Raw genomic sequence first — 15379 nt, forward strand, 5'->3', positions numbered from 1 at the left:
CTCGGTGAACTCCCCCACGCCGGAATGATCTTGGGTTGTTGCTGGCTAGCGTCGGGTTCATGAACCTCATCAGTGTTGCGGACACTGCCCGGCGGGTGGGTGTCTCAGAGCGCACGGTGTATGACCTGATCCAGGCCGGGGCGCTGCGGGCCCGGGGTACGCCGCTGCGGGTGGACGAAGGGGCCGTCGAGGAGCTGCTGCTTGCGCGGCGGGGCGAGGCCGCGGCGCGGGTCGGGGACCTGGAACGCTTCGCGGTGAAGGCGGTCGCTGCCTTGCGCACGATCGGCGTCGAGCGCTCTTGGACACCGACGCACACGGACGCGGTGGCGCTGTTCGGGGCGGCGGCGGTGAAGGCCGCGCGCATGCAGGAGGGTTCGGGGTGCCGGTGGTGCTGGGCTCGGATGACAGCGGCCGTGCACGGGGGGCTGATGCCGGGCCGGTTCGGGTTCGCCGCGTACCGCGTGCTGCTCGGTGAGCCGTGCGCGGTCGACATGCGGGACCTGCGGCGGATGCTGTCGGGTGCGGAGAAGGCGGCTGCGGGGGCGGATGAGGCGCAGCCTGCCGCGCGTACGGAGCCGCCGCAGGGGCCGGGCCCGAAGCAGCGGCCTGCGGCGCCTGAGCGTGCGCGTACGGCTTCGGGCAAGCGGCGGCGGAAGGCGTGCGGTACGGCGGTGGGTTGGCCGTGTCTGTGTCACGACATGAGTGGCACGAGGGCGGCCGAGCCGATCCGGGGGCCGAGGTCCATCACCGCGTCGACGAGGAAGCCCGAGCCGAAGAAGCGGCCGGCGCCGAAGCGTGCGCAGCGGATGCACGGCTGCGGCTGCCGGTGTGCGGGCTGCGAGGCGACCCGATGAGCGGCGACGACGCGCGGCGTGCGCGTATCGCTCAGTCGGCGGCCAAGCACGTCGCGTTGATGCGCTCGGCGGGGCCGTCGGTGCTCGACTCGCGGCCGGAGATGCTGGAGGACCTGGCGCACCGGGCGCGGCATGTGGCGGCGGCGGTCGACCTGGCGAAGGAGTGGATGCGGCCGGACGAGACGCGCGACTTGGGTTCGCTGTTGAAGGTCGTTCCGCCCGAGGTGTTCGAGGAGATCACCGGTCATCTGCGGTGTGCTGGTCTGCTGGCGGAGGAGCGTGCGCCGTGACCGAGGAGGAGCGCGAGGAGATCATCGCGCAGGCAGAGGACCAGATCATGTGTCTCCTCTCGGCCGCGCGGGACCTGATGCGCGAGGCGGATGGGGTCCGTGCCGAAGTGGAGGTGCGTACGGGCGAGTCGGTGATCGAGCCGATGCCCGTCTCTCGCAATGTGCTGGATATGGGGTGGGAGTGGGTGGCCGGTGTGCGTGAGCAGTACCGGCATATGGAGGCGGCGGCGCGGCTGTTGAAGCCGCGGTTGCGCGGGGATTCGGGGCGGACGGTCGGCGCGGTGGTGAAGACGGCGGACCCCGCGACGGGGGCGCGGATTGTGGAGCACTTGCAGGCTGCGGGGTTGCTCGCCCGCCCGGAATGATCTTCGGGCGGTGAGTCCTACCGTCCGATCATGACGATTCGTGATCGGTGCGCGGACGCTGCCGGGGTGATCCTCGGTGGCTGAGCTGGTGGGCACGGCCGAGATCCGCGTCGACATGAACACGCGGGATGCCGCGCGCTCGATCCGCGCCATGGTCTCCCGCTCCGACGGGCCGCTGCGGAACTTCAAGGACCGCATCGGCGACGTCGCCGACGAACTCGACCGCGTCCGTACCGTCGCCCGCGACATCAGCGTCAGCGCCCGCCTGGACAACCAGCTCAGCGCGGGCGCGGCCCAAGTCCGCAACGCCGTCGACGACCTGGGGCGCCTGGGCCCGGTGCGCATCGGCGCCCGTGTCGACGACGACACCGCGCCCGGTATCGCCTCCGTCCGCGCCTCCGTCGACCGGCTCCGCGCGCTCGGCTCCGTACAGATCACGGTCAACGTCCAGGCCCGTGCCCAGCAGCTGACCACGGCCGCCGTCGCGGTCGGCCGGCTGCGCGAAGGCAGCGAGGATGCAGGCCGCGCGCTCACAGCACTGGGCGCCCGCGCGACAGCCGCAGCCGCCCAGCTCAACGGGTTGAGGGAGGCGGCGCAGGGTGCCGCTCGTGCCCTGCGCGTCCTGAGCAACCGGGCGGACAACGTGGCGGGGCGGTTCGGGGACCTGTCCGGCCGTACGCGCACGCTGCGCGGCGACATGGACGACCTTGACGCCAGCGTGCGGCGTCTTGGTCCGGGGCTGAACGGGCTGCGCGGCAGGCTCGGCACGCTCGGCGGGTCGGCGGGCGGTGCGGGCGACCGCATGTCGGACGTGAGGGCCGTGCTGCTGTCGCTGGCGACGGCGGCGATTCCGGCCGCGGCGTCGCTCGCACCGATCGCCGGGTACGCCATGGCGGCCGGTGTCGCGGTGGGTGCGCTCGGCCTGGCGATGGGCAAGCAGGTCGCGTCGGTCGCGGCTGCTGCTAAGGCGGAGACGAAGTACAAGGAGGCGGTGCGCGAGCACGGCCGTACGTCGAAGCAGGCGGCGGAGGCATCGAACGAGTACGCGCGGGAAGTCGCGCGGATGCCGGCGCCGACGCGTACGGCTGCTGCGGCGCTGTCCTCGTTGAAGACGCAGTACACCGGCTGGTCCAACGCCTTGGCGAAGGACACGATGCCGGTCTTTACGCGCGGGCTTCAGACGGCGTCCGCGCTGCTGCCGAAGTTCACGCCGCTGGTGAAGACGGCGGCCAGCGGCCTGGATCGCCTGATCAAGATTGCGGCGGGGGGCATCAGATCGCCGGGTATGGACGCGCTGATCCAGAAGGTCAACGCGCTCGCGGGCACGGCCCTGCGTCGCGCCACCGACGGGCTGCTGTCCTTCATCCGCTCCGCCCAGACCGGAAGCGTGGGCGGCGGGGTCTCCTCCTTCATGGCGTACGCCAGGGCGAACGGCCCACTCGCCGGTGAGACGCTGCGGAACCTCGGCAGCGTGCTGCTCAACTTGGTCGAGGCCGCGTCGGGGGTCGGCGTCGGGATGCTGACGGTGGTCAACGCGTTCGCCAGGCTGGTCAACGCGGTCCCCCAAGGGCTGCTGAACAACCTGGTGCAGGTGTACATCACTTTCCGGCTGATCAAGCTGGCGGCGGCTGGCATGATCGCGATGAATGCCGGGCTTGCGGCTATGACCGGGCACATCGTGGCGATGCGTACGGCGGCGGCTGGGGCGACGGGCCGGATGGCGTCGCTGCGTGCGGGGCTGGCGGCGATGCCGGGTGGCGCCAAGTTCGCGCTCGCGGCGGTCGGTGTGGCGGTGCTGACGGTCGGCATCTCCAAGCTGGTCAGCAAGTTGGATGAGGCGCCACCGTCGGCGGAGAAGCTGTCGCGATCCATGATCGCTTTCGCCCGTACCGGAAAGATCGGCGGGGAGGCCGCGCGCGCCTTCGGGAAAGACCTGTCCGGCTTCGGCGCGGCCGTGGGACGGGTCGCACACCCGAGCGTGATGGAACGCATCAAGGACGTCGGCCACACCATCGTCACCCTGGGATTGGACACGGAGGCGGGGCTCGACAAGTCGCAGAAGTCCATGCAGGCCGTAGACAAAGCGCTCTCCGATCTCGTGTCCAAGGGCCACACGGACATCGCAGCGATGGGCTTCAAGAGGTACGCCGCGGCAGCTGCGAAGAGCGGCACGTCGACGGAGAAGCTCCGCGGCATGATGCCGAAGTACAAGGAGGCTCTGGCCAACGCGAAAGCGGAGCAGGAGCTGGTCGCGCAGAGTATGGGCCTGTTCGGTAACCAGGCGATCAAGACGAAGACCAAACTCGAAGCGCAGAAAGCCAGCGCCGACGGGTTGCGTCAGGCGATACAGGCCCTGAACGAAGTGAACAGGGCGAGCCTCGGCGGGATGATCGCGTTCGAGGCCAGCATCGACACCGCTGCGAAGGCCGCCAAGGAGAACGCGGGCAGCCTGCGCATGGTCAACGGCCAGTTGGACGTCAACAGTCCGAAGGCCCAGGCAGCAGCTAGCGCTCTCCAAGACCTGGCCACGAAGACCGACGAGGCGGGCGGTGCGGCGAGGGAGTCGGGCAAGTCGTGGAGCACCGTGAGCGGGATCTACGAGCGTGGCCGTCAGAAGCTGATCACGTACGGCATGCAGATGGGCCTGACGCGGGGGCAGGCCACGAAGCTCGCGAGCGAGATCCTGAAGATCCCCAACAAGAAGACGACGCTCAAGGGCGACGTGTCCGATCTGTCCGCGAAGATCAGCAAGGCTAAGGCGCAGCTCTCGGACAAGAACATTCCCAAGGAGAAGAAGGCCCGGCTCACGGCCGACATCAAGCGGTGGAACGAGCAGCTCATCAAGGCGAAGGTCCGTCTGCTGATGACGCCGACGAAGCGGGAGGCGCGCCTCACCGCGAACGTCAAGGACTGGCGCGCGAAGATCGCCAGCGCGGAGAAGCAGCTCAAGACCGCCAAGGGGACGAAGCGCGCCAAGCTCACGGGTGACATCAAGGACTGGAAGGCCAAGGTCGCCAGCGCTGAGCGGCAGTTGAAGAAGGCCAAGTCCACCAAGACCGCCAAGCTCAGGGGTGACATCAAGGACTGGACCGCGAAACTCGAAGCGGCGAAGCGGCGTCTCAAGAGCGTCCCCCCAGGCAAGAAGGCCAAGCTGCGTGCGGAGATAGGCGACCTGCTGGCGAAGGTGCGACGTGCACGCGCTGCCTTGGCCAAGGTCACAGACAAGTCCGTCACGATCCGCACGAACTACGTGTCTTCGGTCAAGGCACGCAAGGGCGCGACCTTTGCGCCCGGCGGCAGCTACTGGGGCCGGCGGGCGAAGGGCGGGCCGATCAAGCGCGCGTCCGGCGGGCCGATCCAGGGCTTCCCCGGCGGCGGTCTCTTGCGCGGACCCGGCACCAGCACCTCGGACAGCATCCCGGTCATGGGCTCCGACGGCGAGTTCATGATGCGCACCGCGGCCGTGAAGCACTACGGCGAGCCGTTCATGGACGCCATCAACAGCATGCAGCTTCCTGCCAGAGGCACGGCGCATCAGGTAGGGACGGGCGGAGCCACTGCTACGGCCGGGCGGAGTGTCGAGGCGCCGACGGTGGTGAACAACTTCTACTTCACGAACGAGGGCGTCATCGGCTCTCAGCGGGAGCTGGAGGACTGGTTCGTCAGAGCCTACGCGCGGGCGCAGCAGCAGCGGCGCGTGCCGTAGCGCTCAGCCCTCGTCGGGCGGCTGATCACCGGGGGCATCGTCGGGCTCGGCAACGTAGGTGCCTCGGCCGTGGACCGTGACGATGAGGCCGCGCTCGCGCAGGAGAGCTGTGGCTCGCCGCACTGTGAGGTAAGCGACGCCGTACTCGGTGGCCAAGTCACGTTCGGCGGGGAGTCGCGCCCCGATGCCGAGTTCGCCGGCCGCAATGCGAGCTGCGATGTGGTCCGCCACCGCGACGTACACCAGCTGAGGACCCGTGGGGTTGAAGTCGGGGACCTGCTGATCATCGCTCATACCGGGAACGTAGAGCTGCGCTGACCTGCACAGACCGACAGAAAGCTATGTATAGCTCTGTATGGCTTATAGGGTTCACTCGGCAAGAAGCCCCGGCAGCCGGGCGAACGGCTCCGAGGCGTGGACACCAGCCCGAGGAGCTGACGTCATGACCGACTCTAGCGGGACCGGTCGAACGGATGAAGCACCCCGCCATCCGGGGATCAGGTTCAAGATCTACACCGTGAACTCCCGGACGCTGGAGCGCGGCCCCGCGGTGGCCTTCACCGAGCCTCCGGGAGCACCGATGTCCTCCAGCGTCTACCCGCCGTGCGAGTGTCCCCGCTGCCCCGACCCCTACCGCGCGTTCGGGGGCCGCCATGTCTCGTGACGAGCCCGGCGCGGACGACGCGGAACGTCTTGTCGAGATGGGGCACTGCTGCCGCTGCGAGGCGTGGGCGGAGACTCTGGCGGTCGCGCTCGTCGAACGAGGCTCCGGACCCGGTTACATCGTGCGTGCCTGCATCCCGCACGCCCGCGAGATGGCCACCTATCCGAGCGCCCCGGCCTGGCTCCGCACGGACCTCGCGGCCTTGGACGCGGCCAGAGCCAAGCAACTGGGGAACGCCTCATGACCCGCGCCGCCGAGCTGCCGCCGGACAGTTCCCTGTTGCTCATGCTGATGGTGGATGCCCTCAGCGAGCACCAGGGGCCGGATGCCGCTGCGGAGGATGCGAGGCTGCGCCAGCAGTGGCTCGCCAGCGAGGGGTTGGAGCAGGCCCGCGTGCTGGCCGCCGTCGCCCGTGACTCTGCCGACCGGCCGCCACCCCGCGCGGATGGGGGTCCGGCCGGCGAGTACGCGCGATGGCTGCACCGCCGTGCGCAGGTGCTCGCGGACCCGACTCCGCCACCTGTTCCGAATACGGGCGCTGCGCTGGGCGCCGCTCTGCTTCTGCTCGACTGCGTTCGTGGTGGCCGTGACCGGCCCGGCCACACCGGACCGGCACCACAGGAAGAAGGATGTGAGGGGAAATGAATCACTGCGGCGTACGGATGGTCTGCGTCGAGGGCGGCGGGTTCCGCAGCTACGCGTGCGTCAGATGCGACCACACAGAGATGGTCCCGCCCATCCCCGATCCCCCCGCCGACACCGAGGAGAGCGGCGATGAGGAGAGCTGACCGGTTGTCGTTGTTGTTGTTGTTGCCGTGCTGACCTGCGGCAACAACACCGCTTTTGGCCCCTTCCGTGAGAGCGGGAGGGGTTAGCTGCGTTCTGCACCTAACCCCTTCTGGGAGGGCTGCACGGGGCCGAGACATGGCCGAGAGCTGGCCGAGAGCGACCGGGATTTGTGCAGGTCACCGGCGCTCTCGCCGGGCGAGAGGGGCGCTACAGTCTCGGTCGGAGAGGGGAGGGGCCCAGGTGGCAAGGTGAGTTGTCCTCTGCTCATCCCGGCGTGGGTGGGTGCGGGGTGCAGCTAACCCCTTCTCGTGGCCCGTTCTGGAGGGGGTAGACGGGTAGGTAGGCGGCGGGTAGGCGGGGTAGCTGGGTGGTAGGCGTCGCAGGTCAGAGCGGGTAGCCGGGGTAGGTAGGCGGGGCCTGGGTCGTCCGGTCGGAGAGAGCGAGGGAAGGGGCCTGCCGGGGCCCGTAGTCGGCCCTGTAGTCGGGGTGTGGTCGGGGTGTGGTTCAGCAGCTCACAGCGGGTGTAGTCGGGGCCCGGGGCGGGGTCGGCCGACGCGGTCGGGGAGGGGCCCGAGAAGGGGTTCGGGAGGGCCCTCCCGAGCGGCCCCGCTGGCCGCCCGCCGGGGGCGCAGGGCGGGCCCCTTCCGGCGCCCTTCCGTGGCGGCCCGGGCCCCTCTCCCCGACCGGACCGACCGGACCCCGCCGGCGACCCGTAGCTACCGCTGTAGCAGGCCGCTGACCAGTCCTGTAGCAACCCCCGCTACGTGCGTAGCAGCCCGTAGTAGCAGACCCCGGCGGGCCCCTTCTCCCCGACCGCTCCACACGCCCGGGTCCACGCTTGTGGAGAGCGGGCGCGAGCTGGGGAAATCCACACCCGCCAACCCCTTCTCGAACCCCTCTCAGAAGGGGTTGGCTGCACGGGACACGAAGAAGGGGGTACCCGCTGAACGGGTACCCCCTTCGGGACCACACCTGTGCTCGCGCCCCTACTCAGCCGCGTAGGTGGTCGCGCATCTGCCGGAACGCCTCGGTGTACTCCTCCAGCTCGGCGAGCACCTGCTCGGCGCCTTCCAGGTCGAGGGTGACGGCCCGGTCCCCTGCGTCCTCCAGCGCGAGGTAGATGCCTGCGCCGGGCCGCATGGGCTTCTCAGTTGCGCGCCACGGGGTGCCGGGCCCGTGCTCGGCGTCGTAGGGCGGGGTGAGCGGGTCTACGGAGTGCTGGATCAGGTAGGCGCGGAGCTGCGGCACGATCGAGAACTGGTCGGTGCGCTCGTCGTCGGGCGGGGGAACGATCGCGATCGTCTCGCTTGCGTGGAACGCGTCGTCCGCGTGGTCGGCCCGGTCGATGCCCTCGATGGGGTGTTCGTGGTCGACGGTGCACCAGGGCGGGCAGACGATGGTGGCCGTGCCGCCTGCCAGGGTCGGGCCGGTGTACGTGCGGGTGTGGGTGGTCACTGCTCCCCCTCGGTGGTGATCTTCGCGAGCTGGTCACGCAACTGCTGGAGTCGGCCGGTGTAGCGGCGCAGCTCGGCGAGGAGCGCGTCCGTCTGGGCCACATCGAGGCGGCCACCCGCACCGGCGCCGATCGTGTCGAAGTGCAGGTACGGCCGCCCGTATCCGCCGTCCTCGTGCGCCTCTGCCGAGACGCAGGCCCACAGCGCGTCATACGGCTTGCCACCGTCAAAGCCGGAGTGATCGGCGGGGCCGATGAAGACGGCGCTGTCCGTCTCGTGGAAGGCCCACGTGTCCACCCACTCGTGGTGGGGGAAGGTGCACCAGGGCGGGCAGGCCACGGTCACGGTGCGGCCGGAGAGCGTCCGGCCGGGGAAGGTCTGGTTCTTCACGGGCTGGTCTCCTCTGGACTCTCGGCGAGCGCGTGCAGTCGGGCGGCGAGCAGCGCGAGTTGACGGCGCTGCATGTCGGTGTCGGGGCCAAGTCGGGTGAGCAGGTCGACGCTTGTTCCGAGTGCGGCGACCACGTAGGGGCGGGTGTGTGCCGCACGTCGCGCCTCGGTCTGGATCGCGTCGGCATCGACCGTGCGCAGCGCCTCGATCGCGCGTACCGCGCCGGGGTCGGCGTACGGCGGAATGCCGGGGACATCCGCCTCGTCGGCGGGTGCGGCGCCCCGGGTGCCGCGCAGGTCACGGCGCAGCCGTACGCGGCCGGGGCGGGCCGCTCGTGCTCCCCGTGGGGAGGTGCGGCGCGCGGGGCGCCGCACCTCGTCCGCGGCTTGCAGATCACGGCCCACGGTGCGTGCCGAGATGCCGAGCCGCGCGGCGATCTGCCGTCGGCTCAGGCCCTCGTCGGCCAGGCGGCGCACGGTGCGGCGCCGCACCTCGGGTGTGGGGCTCACGGCTCGCCCACCTCTCCGCCGGCGGCGCGTACGGCGCGGTGCGCGCACAGGCACATGCCCGCCCGGTCACCGCGCCGGTTGGCCATGACCAACGCGTCGAGCAGCTGCTCGACGGGCGGCAGGGGACGGGCCGCCGTGGCCGCGCGGCGCAGCGCCGTCTCTTCCGTCGGCCGGTGAACCGTGTTGGTCGGGCTGAGGTTCACGCTGTCCACCCCCAACCAGCCCTGCGGGAGCCTGCGAGGAGCAGCACGACGAGGGTGTACGGCAGCGTCGCCCCCTTGGCGTTGTTGCACGGGACGCAGGCCAGTACGAGGTTGGCCGGGCGGTTCGTCCGCCATAGCGAGTACGGGACGAAGTGATCGAGCGTCGCGTCCTCGGGTCGGGGGAAGGGGAGGGCGCAGTACAGGCACCGTGCCCCGTCCCGGGCGGCCAGGCGCCGGCGCAGCTCCCTGCCCCGCTCTCCGCGTACGCATCCCGCGCGGTGGCGGCGGCTCATCGCGCACCGCCCATCTGTTCCAGTTCCTCGGCGAAGACGTGCATTGCTCGGGCTGCGCTGGACAGGTGGGCGGCGAGCGTGTGCAGGTCCGCAGGGCTGGAGGGGAACCAGTCGTTGTCACCGATGGACACGTTGCGGAACACGCCCGTGCCGGGTGCGCGGTTGGTGAACGGGCGCTGTTCCAGCATTGTCAGGAGCAGCAGTTCGGGGCCGCGGCTGGTGGGTACCTCGATGCGGGTCTCGGGTCCTTCGTGTGCGATGTCTTCGCGGTATCCGTCGTCCTCGTGGTGTCCGAGGCACCAGCCGGGTTCGGGCATGGTCACGGGTCCGTGGTCGCGGGTGTGCACCGTCACGGGCCCCCGCCCGGCGTTCGGGCGGGGGCTGTTGTCGTGGCCGGTCACTTGTTGCTCTCAATGGTGTCGAGCGTGGCGGCCAGGGCCTCCAGCCGGGGCAGGTGGGCGCGGAGCTTGGCGACCTCGGCGCGCAGGCCGGCGGCGTCCAGCCCGACCCACTCCGACGCCTCGAACCCGATGTGAACGGCACCGCTTGCGTCAATGTCGATCAGTTCGGCGATGAGGTAGGCGTCGGTGCCGTTCGGCCCCTGCACGGCCACCTCGTTGGAGGTGTGCCCCTGGTGGGGGCCGAGCTGCCCGCACCACTCGACGGGGCAAGCGCCGGTGGGACGCGGAGCGGGAGGGGTGCTCTCACTGGGGCTCAGCGCTTGCGCCATGCGCCGCACCTGCGCGGCCATCGTGATGAGCCGGTCGGCGAACTCCGTGGCGCCGTCCGCGTCGAGACGGATTCCGTCCTGGCGCTCGTCATCCACGAACATGTGCGGCGGCGAGTCCGGGTCCTCCTCGGCGTAGGGCATGGAGAACAGCGCGGCGTGGAACAGGAACTCGCGGCCCCCGGTCGGGACGTGCAAGTCCGCGAAGGTGCTGGCGTGCGACAGGTCGGCGAGGCAGCGCTCGGAGGTGGCGACGTGATCCACCGTGCACCACTCGGGGCACTCGATGTAGACGCGCGCGCCGCCGATCAGCGCGGGAACGATGTCCTTCTTCGGCTCGGGCGGGGGCGTCTGGCTGGTCGCCGCGTGGGGCAGGCGGCCGGTCGGGGTGAGGTTGAGGGCCGGGATGATCGCGGGTGCGTGTGCCATGGTGGTCACGGCGGTCCTTCCATTCGGTTGTGTGGCGCGGCCCCGGGTTCTGCTTGGTCGTAGGCCGGGGTCGTGCTGTGTCGTGTGGTGGGGCGCCGGGTCTCCGGCCGGTGTTGTCGCACCGACCGGAGACCGCTCGCGTCCCTTCAGTCGTCGGGCTCGGTCTCGTGCTCGTACCGGTCGTTCCAGTAGTCGCGATCCGCCTGCGCCTCGTCCGCCACGGTGGGCTCGGTGGCGTCCATCAGGCGGCGAGCAAGAGGCGGGCGGCGAGCTGGTGGTAGCAGGGCCGGACGGCCTTGCGGCCGGCGGGGCAGGCGCAGTTGGCCGGGTGGCAGAGGTAGCTCTCGCTGCCGTCGGTGGAGACGGCGCGGAATACCCGCGATCGGATGGCGACGATGGCGCCGTCCTCGATCAGCTCGTGGGCGGAAGCGACCTGGTGGGCCTGGAAGTCGGCGAGGTCAACGACGTTCGCGCGGCGGATCTTGGCGGCGCAGGTCCGGCCGTAACCGCGAGCAACGCTGTCCGCCGAGGTCAACGTCCTACCGCAGCGCAGGCACTTCGCGGTTTCCGTACCAGTCATCGACTCCCCCTATGTCAACTCTGTTCCTAACAAGGTTGACACTACGCCTGCACGGTGAGACTGTCAACTCTGTTCCGCACATAGTTCACAATGAAGGTCGTGACAACATGGCAGGCATGGCGCGAGATGAGATCCCCAAGTTGAGGTCCCTGCGAGACGAGTACGACCGCGCACGCGAGGCACTCATGACCGGCATCAAGGAGCAACTTGAACTCGGCGAGCCGAACGCGAGGATCGCGCGCTCGGTGGACTGGTCCCGCGAGTACATCGCGCGTATCCGCAAGGAGCGGGCTGCGGAGAAGGAGCGGGCTGAGGAGAAGGACGCCGGCGACGACGGGTCCTGACGAAGCACCCAGACGCGCGAGGTCCAGCCCCGCAGGGCCGGACCTTCTTCGTGTGCGCGGCTTCCGGCCAGAGGTGAGCGTCGGCGAATTCCGTCTCACACATCTCTCACAGACTCACCGCCGATCACTGCCCCGACAGGGCCTGACCTGCACTCCGTGACCGCGCCGCTCTCACGGTGGACACCATGGACGCTATCCGGCTGACTACGGATCAGAAGGTTGCAGGTTCGAATCCTGCCGAGCGCACAGCAGAAAGAGGGCCCCGTCCGATATGGACGGGGCCCTCTGTGTTGTGCCCGGGATCGTTGCGGCGGCAAGCGGTGAAGGGGGCGTTACGCTTCGCGGTCATCCGGCGCGAAGGGCGAGGGGCGAGGGCGGGCATGGTGCGCGAGGGAGCTGCGCGGTGGGGCGGGGTCAGTCGTGTACGCCCAGGTCTTCCCGCATGAGGTGGCGCATGGTGGCGAGCAGGGGGTCGCCGTCGGTGGTGAGGGTGTGGCGGACGGACTCCGCGTCTTCGCCGGGGCGTGCCAGGTTCCGGTCGATGCGCTTGACGACGGCGTCTACGTGGGCGAGGACCTGGTTGACGGCGCGGGACGCCTCCAGGATCCGCTCCGGGACGATCATCTGGGCTTCCGCGTAGCGGTCGCGGTAATCGAGCCTGGCCGCTTCCAGGGCCGTACGTTCCTGGTCGGTGTACACGTCGTCACGCAGCCGGTGCAGGGCGTCCTTGAGCAGGGTGCTGAACTGGCGGGAGGCGCGGTTCATCGCCGTGTACGCGGCTCGCCGTTCCTCGAAGAGGCGGAACCGGTCGGCGTCTTCCCGCTCTTCCGCCCGCTGGCGCGCGGTCATGCGGTGGGAGATCAGCGGCGCGAAGAGGGTGCCCAGGACTCCGACGACAGCGGTGATCATGGCGGCTATGACTGCGGTCACAGGGCGACTCCAGGCGGGGGCGCAGGATCCGCGCGGGCTTCCAGTTTCAGCGAGGGTGTCGGCGGCGGGGATGGCTGGCGTGGTGGGGCGAGTCCGTGGGGCGAAGGGTGCTGGCGAGGAGGATGGCTCCCCAGATGCCCAGGGGGTAGACGGGCCAGTAGTTGGACAGCTCGCCGTCGGCGATGCTGGTGATGACCCAGATGACGTTCATGATCAGGGCGGCCCCGAGCCAGGAGCGCCATTCGGTGGCCCGTTCCTTGAGGTTCTGCCGGCGGCTCTCCGCCTGGCGGACCTCGCGGGCGTGCGCTTCGGCCTCGGGTAAGTCGGCGGTCAGTGGGGCCAGTTCACCCAGTGTGCGGGCGGAGAGTGCCGCTCCGGAACGGGCGTCGTGCTCGGCCTGGTCGAGGCGGCCGTTGGCCATCGCTGCGCTGAGGATGGAGAGGACGGTGTCGCGGTCGGCGTCGGACGCGCGCGTCGCTGGAGCCGCCGGAGTTGCGGGAGCCGCGGGAGCCGGGGGCGTTGAGGGGGCGGGGTCGCGGTGGGTGCCCGTCACCGGGTCTGTGGAAGACCTGGGGGCCGCAGGGCCCTTGTGGCCGCCGGGGCCGCTGTGAGTAGTGGGGTCTGTGCGGCCTTCGGGGTCGTTTGGGTTGGCGGGGCCGTTGTGGGCGGGGCCCTGTTCCACCGGTGTCCGTTCTTCCGGTATCCGCTCGTCCGGAGTGTGCTTCTCCTCCACGTTTCCCCCTCTGTCCAGCCGCCCTGTGGAAGCTCCGCGTCGGTGGCAGGGGAGTCCGATGGGCGTTGAAAGCCAGAATACGGCGGCATCGCGCGAGGGGCGGCGCGGGGAGCGGTACCGGCGGGGAACCGTTGCCCGTGAGCGCGACGCCGAGGACTCGGAAACGGCTTAGCATCGAGGGGGTAACGGTACGGACTACGCGGGCCGTTGCCGCCCCGTTCCGCCCTACCTCCCCGGCTCCCGAAGGAGCGCGTGCCATGAGAGACGGCAGCCGCATGAGCCGTATGCACAGGACCAGCGTGTGGCTGGATGAGCGGCCGGGGGTGAGGCGCAGAGCGGTGGGGCAGGCTGAAGGGCTGGACCGGGAGAAGATCACGTCGGCGGCTGTCCGGCTGCTGGACACCGAGGGTCTGGCGAAGTTCTCGATGCGCAGGCTGGCGGCCGAACTGGGTGTGACCGCCATGTCGGTGTACTGGTACGTGGACCGTAAGGACGATCTGCTCGAACTCGCGCTGGACGCCGTGGAAGGCGAGCTGGACGTACCGGATCCGGAGGCCGAAGGGGCCGACTGGCGCGCGCAGTTGCGGCAGGTGGCTCATGAGCTGTGCGGGCTGCTGCGGCGGCACCCGTGGACCTCGGGGATGCTGGGCAGCTTCCTCAACGTCGGCCCGAGCGCGGTGCGGTACCAGTTGGCGACCCGCCGCGTCCTGCTGCGTGCCGGGCTGCCGGCGCGGCAGGCGGACGGCGCGCTCTCCTCGCTGTTCTCGTTCGTCTACGGACACGCGGCGGTGGAGGCCGGCTGGAACAGCCGGTGCGGGGAGGCGGGGATCAGCTCGGAGGACTGCACGCGCGCGCTGCGCTCCCGGTTCGGCGAGCTGAGCGGAGACGGGGCGAACGACCGGTACGGGGTTCGCGGGGATCACGGAGAACGCGTCGGGTCCGGGGAGCAGGGAGCCTGCGAGGAGCCCGTCGAGCCCGTACTCCTGGTGGGGCAGCGGGACTTCGAGGTGGCGCTGGACTGTGTGATCGCGGGCATCGAGTCGCTGTGCGAGACGGCTTCTTCCGCTACGACGAAGCGTGGGCCGGCCGTCTCCGGCCGGCCCACGCCGGTGATTCCCTCGCAGCCCGTCGAACGCCCCTGATGACGCCCCTGCGGACGTGCCTATGACGCGCCCCCGGGCCCGCGAGCGGCCGTTCGGCTCAGCCGAACGGCAGTGACTCGCCCTGTACGGCCTGGATGTCCAGCTCGACCTTGAGCGTCGTACCGACAGCGGCGATACCGGCCGCGACCACCTGGTTGTAGTTCATCGCGAAGTCCGAGCGCTTCAGTTCGGCCACCGCGCGGAAGGCGGCGCGCACGCCGCCCCACGGGTCGGGGCCCGTGCCCAGGTAGCTCAGGTCCAGGTCGACGTCGCGTACGACGCCGTGCATGGAGAGCTGGCCGTGCACGGTCCACCGGTCGGGCCCGGCGACGTCGATGCCGGTGCTGCGGTAGACCAGATCGGGGTACGTCTCGATGTTGAGGAAGTCACCGGACCGCAGGTGCTGATCGCGCATCTCGTTGCCGGTGTCGATGCTCTCGGCCTTGATGACGGCCTCGACGGTCGACTTCTCGGCGTCCTGCGCGATCTCGATCCGGCCGCCGAAGTCCGTGAAGCGCCCGTGCACGCTGGACATGCCCAGGTGCTGTGCGCTCGCCGCGATCGTGGAGTGGATCGGGTCGATCGTCCAGATCCCGGGCGGGGGCAGCTCGACGCCGCCCTGCCGCGCCAGCACCAGGGTCCCCACATCCACCCGGCCGGAGGCCGTGACCATCGCCGTCGAGGCAGCCGGCGCGTAGCCGACGGCCGTGGCGATCACGGTGTACGGGCCGGGGGCCAGCGGCTCCCCGCTGCGCACGATGCCCTCGTCGTCGGCCTCGACCCGCAGTACCTGCGAGCCCGTCATGTCGGTCACCGTCAGCACCGCGTGCTGCACGGCCCACCCGTCACGGGTCCTGACCCGTGCGCGTACGCCGGCGCCGCTCGCAGCGCCTGTTCCGCTTGCCCCGCTCGTCATGTCTCTCTTGCTCCTAGTTCGCATACGACGGACCCCGGCGTCCGCGGCGGCGGACCGTCCC

Annotated in this window: 22 protein-coding genes and 1 tRNA gene; 11 read left to right on the forward strand and 12 right to left on the reverse strand. The window is 70.3% G+C overall.

Annotated elements, in window-relative coordinates; translation table 11 throughout:
* Positions 1 to 59: 59 nt before the first annotated feature.
* From NMN56_RS07320 to NMN56_RS07335, 4 genes are all read left to right on the forward strand, one after another.
* Positions 60 to 854: a helix-turn-helix domain-containing protein gene (locus NMN56_RS07320; RefSeq protein ID WP_274044509.1), complete on the forward strand. Its 795-nt coding sequence runs from the start codon at positions 60 to 62 to the stop codon at positions 852 to 854.
* Complete coding sequence (locus NMN56_RS07325; protein ID WP_274044508.1) at positions 851 to 1144, forward strand: hypothetical protein; 294 nt, start codon at positions 851 to 853, stop codon at positions 1142 to 1144. Before NMN56_RS07320 ends, NMN56_RS07325 begins: the two co-directional genes overlap by 4 nt.
* Positions 1141 to 1509, forward strand: a complete 369-nt coding sequence (locus tag NMN56_RS07330; protein WP_274044507.1) for a hypothetical protein — start codon at positions 1141 to 1143, stop codon at positions 1507 to 1509. Before NMN56_RS07325 ends, NMN56_RS07330 begins: the two co-directional genes overlap by 4 nt.
* Positions 1510 to 1585: 76 nt before the next feature.
* Positions 1586 to 5215 (forward strand): hypothetical protein, encoded by a 3630-nt coding sequence (locus NMN56_RS07335; protein ID WP_274044506.1) that lies wholly within the window; start codon positions 1586 to 1588, stop codon positions 5213 to 5215.
* Positions 5216 to 5218: 3 nt separating this feature from the next.
* On the opposite strand, the gene NMN56_RS07340 is transcribed toward NMN56_RS07335, so the two are convergent.
* Positions 5219 to 5509: a GntR family transcriptional regulator gene (locus tag NMN56_RS07340; protein WP_274044505.1), complete on the reverse strand. Its 291-nt coding sequence runs from the start codon at positions 5507 to 5509 to the stop codon at positions 5219 to 5221.
* Positions 5510 to 5657: 148 nt separating this feature from the next.
* Here NMN56_RS07340 and NMN56_RS07345 point away from each other — a divergent pair, with 148 nt between their 5' ends.
* The 4 genes from NMN56_RS07345 to NMN56_RS07360 are packed head-to-tail and all read left to right on the forward strand — an operon-like array spanning position 5658 to position 6667.
* On the forward strand, positions 5658 to 5879 hold the full coding sequence (locus tag NMN56_RS07345; RefSeq protein ID WP_274044504.1) for a hypothetical protein: 222 nt from the start codon (positions 5658 to 5660) through the stop codon (positions 5877 to 5879).
* Positions 5869 to 6123 carry a hypothetical protein gene (locus NMN56_RS07350; RefSeq protein WP_274044503.1) on the forward strand — a complete coding sequence of 85 codons (255 nt, stop codon included), beginning with the start codon at positions 5869 to 5871 and terminating at the stop codon, positions 6121 to 6123. The genes NMN56_RS07345 and NMN56_RS07350 overlap by 11 nt, the downstream gene beginning before the upstream one ends.
* The gene (locus NMN56_RS07355) at positions 6120 to 6524 is read left to right on the forward strand and encodes a hypothetical protein (protein WP_274044502.1); all 405 of its coding nucleotides are present in this window, start codon (positions 6120 to 6122) and stop codon (positions 6522 to 6524) included. Before NMN56_RS07350 ends, NMN56_RS07355 begins: the two co-directional genes overlap by 4 nt.
* The gene (locus tag NMN56_RS07360; RefSeq protein ID WP_274044501.1) at positions 6521 to 6667 is read left to right on the forward strand and encodes a hypothetical protein; all 147 of its coding nucleotides are present in this window, start codon (positions 6521 to 6523) and stop codon (positions 6665 to 6667) included. The genes NMN56_RS07355 and NMN56_RS07360 overlap by 4 nt, the downstream gene beginning before the upstream one ends.
* A 991-nt stretch (positions 6668 to 7658) precedes the next feature.
* Here the strand turns inward: NMN56_RS07360 and NMN56_RS07365 are convergent.
* The 8 genes from NMN56_RS07365 to NMN56_RS07400 all read right to left on the reverse strand — a co-directional run bounded on the left by NMN56_RS07365 (position 7659) and on the right by NMN56_RS07400 (position 11253).
* Complete coding sequence (locus tag NMN56_RS07365; protein ID WP_274044500.1) at positions 7659 to 8123, reverse strand: DUF6907 domain-containing protein; 465 nt, start codon at positions 8121 to 8123, stop codon at positions 7659 to 7661.
* Positions 8120 to 8512 (reverse strand): DUF6907 domain-containing protein, encoded by a 393-nt coding sequence (locus NMN56_RS07370; RefSeq protein ID WP_274044499.1) that lies wholly within the window; start codon positions 8510 to 8512, stop codon positions 8120 to 8122. The genes NMN56_RS07365 and NMN56_RS07370 overlap by 4 nt, the downstream gene beginning before the upstream one ends.
* Positions 8509 to 9021 carry a helix-turn-helix domain-containing protein gene (locus tag NMN56_RS07375; protein WP_274044498.1) on the reverse strand — a complete coding sequence of 171 codons (513 nt, stop codon included), beginning with the start codon at positions 9019 to 9021 and terminating at the stop codon, positions 8509 to 8511. The genes NMN56_RS07370 and NMN56_RS07375 overlap by 4 nt, the downstream gene beginning before the upstream one ends.
* Positions 9018 to 9224: a hypothetical protein gene (locus tag NMN56_RS07380; RefSeq protein ID WP_274044497.1), complete on the reverse strand. Its 207-nt coding sequence runs from the start codon at positions 9222 to 9224 to the stop codon at positions 9018 to 9020. The genes NMN56_RS07375 and NMN56_RS07380 overlap by 4 nt, the downstream gene beginning before the upstream one ends.
* Positions 9221 to 9517 (reverse strand): HNH endonuclease, encoded by a 297-nt coding sequence (locus tag NMN56_RS07385; RefSeq protein ID WP_274044496.1) that lies wholly within the window; start codon positions 9515 to 9517, stop codon positions 9221 to 9223. Before NMN56_RS07385 ends, NMN56_RS07380 begins: the two co-directional genes overlap by 4 nt.
* A complete protein-coding gene (locus NMN56_RS07390) occupies positions 9514 to 9918 on the reverse strand; it encodes a DUF6907 domain-containing protein (protein WP_274044495.1) in 405 nt (134 codons plus the stop codon). Before NMN56_RS07390 ends, NMN56_RS07385 begins: the two co-directional genes overlap by 4 nt.
* The gene (locus tag NMN56_RS07395; protein WP_430542504.1) at positions 9915 to 10673 is read right to left on the reverse strand and encodes a DUF6907 domain-containing protein; all 759 of its coding nucleotides are present in this window, start codon (positions 10671 to 10673) and stop codon (positions 9915 to 9917) included. The genes NMN56_RS07390 and NMN56_RS07395 overlap by 4 nt, the downstream gene beginning before the upstream one ends.
* A gap of 241 nt (positions 10674 to 10914) precedes the next feature.
* Complete coding sequence (locus NMN56_RS07400) at positions 10915 to 11253, reverse strand: DUF6011 domain-containing protein (RefSeq protein ID WP_274044493.1); 339 nt, start codon at positions 11251 to 11253, stop codon at positions 10915 to 10917.
* 116 nt (positions 11254 to 11369) lie between these two features.
* On the opposite strand from NMN56_RS07400, the gene NMN56_RS07405 reads away from it, so the two are divergent.
* Positions 11370 to 11597 carry a hypothetical protein gene (locus tag NMN56_RS07405; RefSeq protein WP_280842799.1) on the forward strand — a complete coding sequence of 76 codons (228 nt, stop codon included), beginning with the start codon at positions 11370 to 11372 and terminating at the stop codon, positions 11595 to 11597.
* Between the two features lie 167 nt (positions 11598 to 11764).
* A tRNA-Arg gene (locus NMN56_RS07410) sits at positions 11765 to 11843 on the forward strand.
* A 168-nt stretch (positions 11844 to 12011) separates the two neighbouring features.
* On the opposite strand, the gene NMN56_RS07415 is transcribed toward NMN56_RS07410, so the two are convergent.
* On the reverse strand, positions 12012 to 12527 hold the full coding sequence (locus tag NMN56_RS07415) for a hypothetical protein (protein WP_274044491.1): 516 nt from the start codon (positions 12525 to 12527) through the stop codon (positions 12012 to 12014).
* A gap of 46 nt (positions 12528 to 12573) precedes the next feature.
* The gene (locus tag NMN56_RS07420) at positions 12574 to 13260 is read right to left on the reverse strand and encodes a DUF1707 SHOCT-like domain-containing protein (RefSeq protein ID WP_274044490.1); all 687 of its coding nucleotides are present in this window, start codon (positions 13258 to 13260) and stop codon (positions 12574 to 12576) included.
* A gap of 257 nt (positions 13261 to 13517) precedes the next feature.
* Here NMN56_RS07420 and NMN56_RS07425 point away from each other — a divergent pair, with 257 nt between their 5' ends.
* Positions 13518 to 14402 carry a TetR/AcrR family transcriptional regulator gene (locus NMN56_RS07425; RefSeq protein ID WP_274044489.1) on the forward strand — a complete coding sequence of 295 codons (885 nt, stop codon included), beginning with the start codon at positions 13518 to 13520 and terminating at the stop codon, positions 14400 to 14402.
* 58 nt (positions 14403 to 14460) lie between these two features.
* Here the strand turns inward: NMN56_RS07425 and NMN56_RS07430 are convergent, their stop codons facing one another.
* Entirely contained in the window at positions 14461 to 15318 is an 858-nt protein-coding gene (locus NMN56_RS07430) for a YceI family protein (RefSeq protein WP_274044488.1), read from the reverse strand.
* Between the last annotated feature and the right edge of the window lie 61 nt (positions 15319 to 15379).

Source organism: Streptomyces iconiensis, assembly GCF_028657195.3.
In the GTDB taxonomy this organism is placed as follows: domain Bacteria; phylum Actinomycetota; class Actinomycetes; order Streptomycetales; family Streptomycetaceae; genus Streptomyces; species Streptomyces iconiensis.

What these genes read in the sequence shown, in the direction of transcription:
- NMN56_RS07430 (WP_274044488.1), bottom strand. Translation starts at nt 15,318, where the DNA reads ATGACGAGCGGGGCAAGCGGAACAGGCGCTGCGAGCGGCGCCGGCGTA.
- NMN56_RS07395 (WP_430542504.1), bottom strand. Translation starts at nt 10,673, where the DNA reads ATGGCACACGCACCCGCGATCATCCCGGCCCTCAACCTCACCCCGACC.
- NMN56_RS07340 (WP_274044505.1), bottom strand. Translation starts at nt 5,509, where the DNA reads ATGAGCGATGATCAGCAGGTCCCCGACTTCAACCCCACGGGTCCTCAG.
- NMN56_RS07425 (WP_274044489.1), top strand. Translation starts at nt 13,518, where the DNA reads ATGAGAGACGGCAGCCGCATGAGCCGTATGCACAGGACCAGCGTGTGG.
- NMN56_RS07345 (WP_274044504.1), top strand. Translation starts at nt 5,658, where the DNA reads ATGACCGACTCTAGCGGGACCGGTCGAACGGATGAAGCACCCCGCCAT.
- NMN56_RS07320 (WP_274044509.1), top strand. Translation starts at nt 60, where the DNA reads ATGAACCTCATCAGTGTTGCGGACACTGCCCGGCGGGTGGGTGTCTCA.
- NMN56_RS07325 (WP_274044508.1), top strand. Translation starts at nt 851, where the DNA reads ATGAGCGGCGACGACGCGCGGCGTGCGCGTATCGCTCAGTCGGCGGCC.
- NMN56_RS07405 (WP_280842799.1), top strand. Translation starts at nt 11,370, where the DNA reads ATGGCGCGAGATGAGATCCCCAAGTTGAGGTCCCTGCGAGACGAGTAC.
- NMN56_RS07350 (WP_274044503.1), top strand. Translation starts at nt 5,869, where the DNA reads ATGTCTCGTGACGAGCCCGGCGCGGACGACGCGGAACGTCTTGTCGAG.
- NMN56_RS07360 (WP_274044501.1), top strand. Translation starts at nt 6,521, where the DNA reads ATGAATCACTGCGGCGTACGGATGGTCTGCGTCGAGGGCGGCGGGTTC.
- NMN56_RS07400 (WP_274044493.1), bottom strand. Translation starts at nt 11,253, where the DNA reads ATGACTGGTACGGAAACCGCGAAGTGCCTGCGCTGCGGTAGGACGTTG.
- NMN56_RS07355 (WP_274044502.1), top strand. Translation starts at nt 6,120, where the DNA reads ATGACCCGCGCCGCCGAGCTGCCGCCGGACAGTTCCCTGTTGCTCATG.
- NMN56_RS07385 (WP_274044496.1), bottom strand. Translation starts at nt 9,517, where the DNA reads ATGAGCCGCCGCCACCGCGCGGGATGCGTACGCGGAGAGCGGGGCAGG.